This is a genomic window from Bradyrhizobium sp. 25ACV (assembly GCF_054863005.1).
Window position 1 is genome coordinate 22,281 of record NZ_JAVAYO010000030.1, and the last position, 6,457, is coordinate 28,737.

6 protein-coding genes are annotated in these 6,457 nt (G+C 66.5%); all 6 read left to right on the top strand.

Going from position 1 to position 6,457, the window contains the following annotated elements; genetic code table 11:
* The first annotated feature begins 28 nt into the window (after window positions 1-28).
* Entirely contained in the window at window positions 29-613 is a 585-nt protein-coding gene (locus tag RAD04_RS38145; protein ID WP_461621146.1) for an NnrU family protein, read from the top strand.
* Window positions 614-685: 72 nt separating this feature from the next.
* On the top strand, window positions 686-2,278 hold the full coding sequence (locus RAD04_RS38150) for a class I adenylate-forming enzyme family protein (RefSeq protein ID WP_461627900.1): 1,593 nt from the start codon (window positions 686-688) through the stop codon (window positions 2,276-2,278).
* A gap of 166 nt (window positions 2,279-2,444) precedes the next feature.
* Window positions 2,445-3,098, top strand: coding sequence for a tetratricopeptide repeat protein (locus RAD04_RS38155; RefSeq protein ID WP_461627901.1), 654 nt, complete (start codon window positions 2,445-2,447; stop codon window positions 3,096-3,098).
* Window positions 3,099-3,131: 33 nt separating this feature from the next.
* The gene (locus RAD04_RS38160) at window positions 3,132-3,680 is read left to right on the top strand and encodes a hypothetical protein (RefSeq protein WP_091954840.1); all 549 of its coding nucleotides are present in this window, start codon (window positions 3,132-3,134) and stop codon (window positions 3,678-3,680) included.
* Between the two features lie 49 nt (window positions 3,681-3,729).
* Window positions 3,730-5,112, top strand: coding sequence for a ribosome biogenesis GTPase Der (gene der, locus RAD04_RS38165; RefSeq protein WP_461627902.1), 1,383 nt, complete (start codon window positions 3,730-3,732; stop codon window positions 5,110-5,112).
* Window positions 5,109-6,365: a TCR/Tet family MFS transporter gene (locus tag RAD04_RS38170; protein WP_461627903.1), complete on the top strand. Its 1,257-nt coding sequence runs from the start codon at window positions 5,109-5,111 to the stop codon at window positions 6,363-6,365. Before der ends, RAD04_RS38170 begins: the two co-directional genes overlap by 4 nt.
* The last annotated feature ends 92 nt before the right edge of the window (window positions 6,366-6,457 follow it).

Genomic DNA, 6,457 nt, shown 5'->3' on the forward strand with positions numbered 1-6,457 from the left:
GGCGGGGCTGCTTTGCGGGGAGGATGTCGTGGGTCTGCTGGTCATGATCCTGGGGCTTGCGCTGTTTTTTGCGACCCATGTGTTCACCACCAAACGTGAGGCGCGCGCGCAGGCGATCGCGAGGCTGGGCGAGGGGACCTACAAGATCCTCTATACCGTGGTCTCGCTCGCGGGGCTGGCGCTGATCATCTGGGGCTTTGCCCATTACCGCAGCTCCGGCTGGATCGACGTCTGGTATCCGCCGAAGGCGATGAAGCACATCACGCTCGCGCTGATGCTGCCCGCGGTCATTCTGGTGGTCGCCTCTTATCTGCGCGGCCGCATCTACGCGACGCTGAAGCATCCGATGCTGGCCGGCATCAAGCTGTGGGCGGCGGCGCATCTTTTGGCCAATGGCGATCTCGGCTCCATCATCCTGTTCGGCTCGTTCCTGGGCTGGGCGGTGTATGACCGCATTTCGCTCAAGCATCGCACCGACGCCGGCGGCCCGCCGATCCCGGTGGGCGGCGTCAGCAATGATCTGATTGCGGTCGTCGTCGGCGTCGTCGCCTATCTCGCGCTGGCCTTCGCGTTCCATCCGGTCGTGATCGGTGTTCCCGTGATCGGGGTCTAGCCGGTCAGCACAAGACGAAACCCGATGTCCATGCGCGGAAGCTGACAAGAGCAACAAGCCGAGGGCCGTTCGATGGATTGGTCGCAATCTCAGATCCCGCCGATGCGGTTCGAGGCTCGCTTCGGCGACCGGGTGGTGCCGGCATTTTCGGATCGGCCGGCGAGCGTGTGGGCGATGATCGCGGAGGCGCGCGATCGCAATGCCGATGGCGAGGCGCTGATCTGCGGCAATGTCCGGCTGAGCTGGCGGCAGGCCGTGGAGCAGGCCGCGCGGATCGCCGCGGGCTTCCGCAAGCTTGGTCTGCAGCGCGGCGACCGCGTCGCGATCCTGCTCGGCAACCGCATCGAATTCCCGCTGCTGCTGTTTGCCGCCGCGCATGAAGGGCTGGTCACCGTGCTACTCAGCACGCGCCAGCAGAAGCCGGAGATCGCCTATGTCCTCGCCGATTGCGGCGCCAAGATCCTGATCCACGAGGCAGGGCTCGCAGAGCGGCTGCCCGATGCGCAGGAGGTGCCCGATGTGATCCACCGCATCGCCGTCGACGACGATCCGGTTCGCTCGCGCTTTGCCGCGCTCGCCGACAACCCGCCAGCGCCTGCGCCGATCGAGGTGAGCGAAGAGGATACCGCGATGATCCTCTACACCTCGGGCACGACAGGCAAGCCGAAGGGCGCGATGCTGGCCCATTGCAACATCGTCCATTCCTCGATGGTGTTCGTGTCCTGCCTGCAGTTGACGGAAGCGGATCGATCGATCGCGGCAGTGCCGCTCGGCCATGTCACCGGAATCGTCGCCAACATCACGACGATGATCCGCAGCAGTGGCGCGCTGATCATCATGCCTGAGTTCAAGGCGGCCGATTACCTCAAGCTCGCCGCGCGCGAGCGCGTCACCTACACGGTGATGGTGCCGGCGATGTACAATCTCTGCCTGCTCCAGCCTGATTTCGACAGCTACGATCTGTCGAGCTGGCGCATCGGCGGCTTTGGCGGCGCGCCGATGCCGGTCGCGACCATCGAGAAGCTCAAGGCGACAATTCCCGGACTGAAGCTGATGAACTGTTACGGCGCGACCGAGACGACGTCGCCCTCGACGATCATGCCGGGCGAACTGACCGAGAGCCATATCGACAGCGTCGGCCTGCCGTGTCCCGGCGCGCGCATCGTCGCGATGGATTCGGACGGGCGCGAGCTGCCCCATGGCGAGATCGGCGAACTCTGGATCCAGAGCGCCTCCGTCATCAAGGGCTATTGGAATAACCCCAAAGCCACCGCCGAAAGCTTCACCAGCGGATTCTGGCACTCCGGCGATCTCGGCTCGGTCGATGCGGACGGGTTCGTCCGCATGTTCGACCGGCAGAAGGACATGATCAATCGCGGCGGCCTGAAGATCTATTCGGCCGAGGTCGAATCCGTGCTGGCCGGCCATCCCGCCGTGATCGAGAGCGCGATCATCGCCAAGGCGTGTCCGGTGCTGGGCGAGCGCGTCCACGCCGTGGTGGTGACGCGTGCGCCGGTCGCCGGCGAGGCCTTGCGCGCCTGGTGCGCGGAGCGTCTGTCCGACTACAAGGTTCCCGAAACCATGGCGATCACACCAGACCCGCTGCCGCGCAACGCCAACGGCAAGGTGCTGAAGCGGCAGCTCCGGGAGCTCCTGGGCGCTTGAGCTGGGCAGGCGCATCCGGGCTCTCCCGGGTGGTTAACGCCTTGATCGGGCTCGCTTTGCCTTGCCACCGCCATATCGTTAGGGTACCTCGCCGCCACGTGGGGGACGGGATTCCTGACGCGAACGCCTCGGCGCGCGCACCCGGACGGGCATGGGATTAACATAAGTGTCTGAATTATTTGACGAAGTCGACGAGGAAGTACGTCGCGAACAGCTCAAGAAGCTGTGGGATAGATATTCGATCTACTTCATCGCCCTGATGGTGCTGGTCATTGCCGGCGTCGGCGGCTGGCGCGGTTATCAATATCTGGAGTCCAAGAAGGCCGCCGAGGCCGGCGCCGCCTTCGAGAAGGCCGCCGAGCTGTCCGACCAGGACAAGCATGCCGAGGCCGAGGCCGCCTTCACCGAGCTCGCCGCAAAGGCGCCCTCGGGTTATCGCACCCTGGCGCGGCTGCGCGCCGCCGCCGAGGCGGCGCCCCGCGACGCCAAGGCTGCTGCCAAGATGTACGACGACATCGCTGCCGACCGCAGCGTCGGTGGTGAGTGGCAGGATCTGGCCAAGATCCGCGCCGCCGGTCTGCTGCTCGACAGCGCCAGCTATGCCGACATGCAGCAGCGGCTGGAGGCTTCCGCCGCGCCCAAATCGACCTTCCGCCACAGCGCCCGCGAGATGCTGGCGCTGTCGGCATGGCGCAACAACGACATGACCGCGGCCCGCAAATGGCTCGACGCGATCGGTGAAGACGGCGAAACGCCGCCCGGCCTGCGCTCGCGCGCCGAGGCGCTCCAGGCCCTGCTGCCGCCCGTCGCCAAGAGCTGACGACGGCCCTCTGACGTAAACGAGACACACAAGATGCGCCGCACGCCACGCTTGATCGCAGCCGCCGTCCTGATCGCCTTCACGGGCGTCCTGGGCGGCTGCTCCAGCTTCGATCCAAGCGACATGCTCGACTTCCTCGATACCAAGAAGAAGCTGCCGGGCGACCGCAAGCCGGTCTTCCCGGAAGGCGTGCCGGGCCTCGAGCAGGGCGTCCCGAAGGATATGTACAAGGGCGCGCAGCAGCAGCCCGATCCGAACGCACCTGCCGTTGCGGCCTTGCCCGCCGAGCCGCCGCCCGAGGCCAAGCCGGCGAAGGGAGCCAAAGCGAAGCACACAAGGCAGCCGGCCGCCGCAGCCGCAGCGCCGACTGAAGCGCCCGCTGGCGAAGTCGACGGCGAGGCCCAGCCGGAGGCGGCGCCGGCCACGGCCGCTCCGCCGCCCAAGCACAAGATCGTCCGCAAGCGCACCACTGCGCCGCCGCCGGACCAGCCGGTCCAGCAGGCGCAACCGACCCAGACCACGCAGCAGCAGACGCAGGGCGGCTTCCCGGCGCCGCTGCCGAGCGGCAGCTTCTCGCGCTAATTTTTTCCTTTGATTGACAGGCGCAGCTCCGGCAGCGCACGAATGACCGATGTCCTTCACGATCGCCATCATCGGCCGGCCCAATGTCGGCAAATCGACGCTGTTCAACCGCCTGGTCGGACAGAAGCTTGCGCTCGTCGACGACCTGCCGGGCGTCACCCGCGATCGCCGCGAGGGTGAGGCGAGGCTCGGCGATCTCGAATTCACCATCATCGATACCGCAGGCCTCGACGAGGGCGCCAAGGGCTCGCTGACTGCCCGCATGCAGGAGCAGACCGAGACTGCGATCGCGCAGGCGGATGCGCTGTTCTTCGTCATCGATGCCCGCGTCGGCCTCACGCCCACCGACCGCGCCTTCGCCGATTTCGCCCGCAAGGCCAACAAGCCCGTGCTGCTGGTCGCCAACAAGAGTGAGGGCAAGCACGGCGATGCCGGCGCGATGGAATCCTTTGCGCTCGGCCTCGGCGATCCCATCCAGATCTCGGCCGAGCATGGCGAGGGCATGGGCGAGCTCTACGATGAGCTCGCCAAGCTGATGCCGGAGCCCGTCGACGAGGACGAGACCGAGGACGACGAGCCGCTCACCGAGGAAGAGGCCGCGACGCGCCCGATCCGGGTCGCCATCGTCGGCCGGCCCAATGCCGGCAAGTCGACGCTGATCAACCATCTGCTCGGCGAGGAACGCCTGCTGACGAGCCCGGAGGCGGGCACCACGCGCGATTCCATCGCGGTCGAGATCAACTGGAAGGGCCGCGAGTTTCGCGTGTTCGACACAGCAGGTCTCCGCCGGCGCTCGCGCATCGAGGAGAAGCTGGAAAAGCTCTCGGTCGCCGACGCGTTGCGCGCGGTCCGTTTTGCGGAAGTCGTCGTGATGATGATGGATTCGCAGAACCGCTTCGAGGAGCAGGATTTGCGCATCGCCGATCTGATCGAGCGCGAGGGCCGCGCAGTGGTGCTCGCCGTCAACAAATGGGACCTGATGGAGAGCAAGGGGGGCGGTGCGATCTCGGGTCTGCGTCGCGATGCCGACCATTTGCTGCCGCAGATCAAGGGCGTGCCGATCGTCGCGGTCTCGGGCCTGATGGGCGAGGGCATCGATCGGCTGATGCAGGCGATCCAGGACGCCTACGCGCTTTGGAACCGGCGCGTGTCGACTTCGGCATTGAACCGCTGGTTCGAGCAGGCGGTTCAGGCCAATCCGCCGCCGGCCGTGTCCGGCCGCCGGCTCAAGCTCAATTACATCACGCAGACCAAGGCGCGCCCGCCGAGCTTCGTGCTGTTCTGCTCGCGCGCTGACGCGGTGCCGCAGTCTTATTTGCGCTATCTCATCAATTCCATGCGCGAGACTTTCGAACTGCCGGGCACGCCGGTGCGCATCACCTTGCGCGAGAAGGCCAATCCCTTCGCGCACAAGCGCAAGCGCCCGTCGTGAGTGACGGCGCCGGCGAGGTGGCAGCGCAAGTCGCTGTGCCGGTCCGGCGCGGCGCGGTCGCCTTCATCTTCGTCACCATCCTCTTGGACATGCTCGCGCTCGGCGTGATCATGCCGATCCTGCCGAAGCTGATCGAGAGCTTCGTCGACAACGATACCGCCCACGCCGCCCGAATCTTCGGCCTGTTCGGCACCGCCTGGGCGCTGATGCAGTTCGTGTTCTCGCCATTGCTCGGCGCGCTGTCGGACCGTTTCGGGCGGCGGCCGGTGGTGTTGCTGTCGAATTTCGGCCTTGCCGCCGACTACGTGCTGATGGCGCTGGCGCCGTCCCTGGTGTGGTTGTTCGTCGGCCGCGTCATCTCCGGCATCACGTCGGCCAGCATCTCGACGGCCTTCGCCTATATCGCCGACATCACGCCGCCGGAGCGACGCGCGGCGGTCTTCGGCCGGATTGGCGCGGCGTTCGGCGCCGGCTTCATCCTGGGGCCGGCGCTCGGCGGCCTGCTCGGCGATATCGATCCGCGCCTGCCGTTCTGGGCGTCGGCGGCCCTCAGCTTCGCCAATGCGCTTTACGGTCTGTTCGTCCTGCCGGAATCGCTCGCGCCCGACAGGCGCGCGCCGTTCCGCTGGCGGAGCGCCAGTCCGCTCGGTGCGCTCCGCCTGTTGCGCTCCAATGCAGTGCTCGCTGCGTTGTCCGTCGTCAATTTCATCGCGCAAGTCGCGCATGTCGTGTTGCCCTCGACCTTCGTGCTCTATGCTACCTATCGCTACGGCTGGGATTCCAAGACCGTGGGACTGACGCTGGCGATGGTCGGCATCTGCGCCATGGTGGTGCAGGGGCTCGCGATCGGCCCGATCGTGCGCGTGCTCGGCGAGCGGAACGCGCTGTTGCTGGGCCTGTGTTGTGGCGCGCTCGGCTTCGTCGTCCTGGGCGCTGCGCCGACCGGGCCGCTGTCCTGGATCGGAATTCCCATTTTGGCGCTGTGGGGTATCTCGGGTGCCGCCTCGCAAGCATTGATGACGCGGCTGGTCGCGGCCGAGCAGCAGGGTCAGCTCCAGGGCGCGACCGCGAGCGTGCAGAGCGTGTCGCAGCTCGTCGGCCCGTTCCTGTTCACGCTGACCTTTTCCTATTTCATCAGCGCCGGCGCGCCGCTGCATCTGCCCGGCGCACCGTTCCTGCTCGCGGCAACGCTGATGGTGGTCTGCGTAGCGATCGCGGTGCGGACGCTGGGTGGGGCGAAGACAGTCTCGTAGCAACCAAGACGGTCTCGTAGATTCCATGGGGTGGTGAGCGTGGCCTTTCCGGTAGGTTTGGGTTTCCACACTCGAACCCCCGGAGAGTCAGA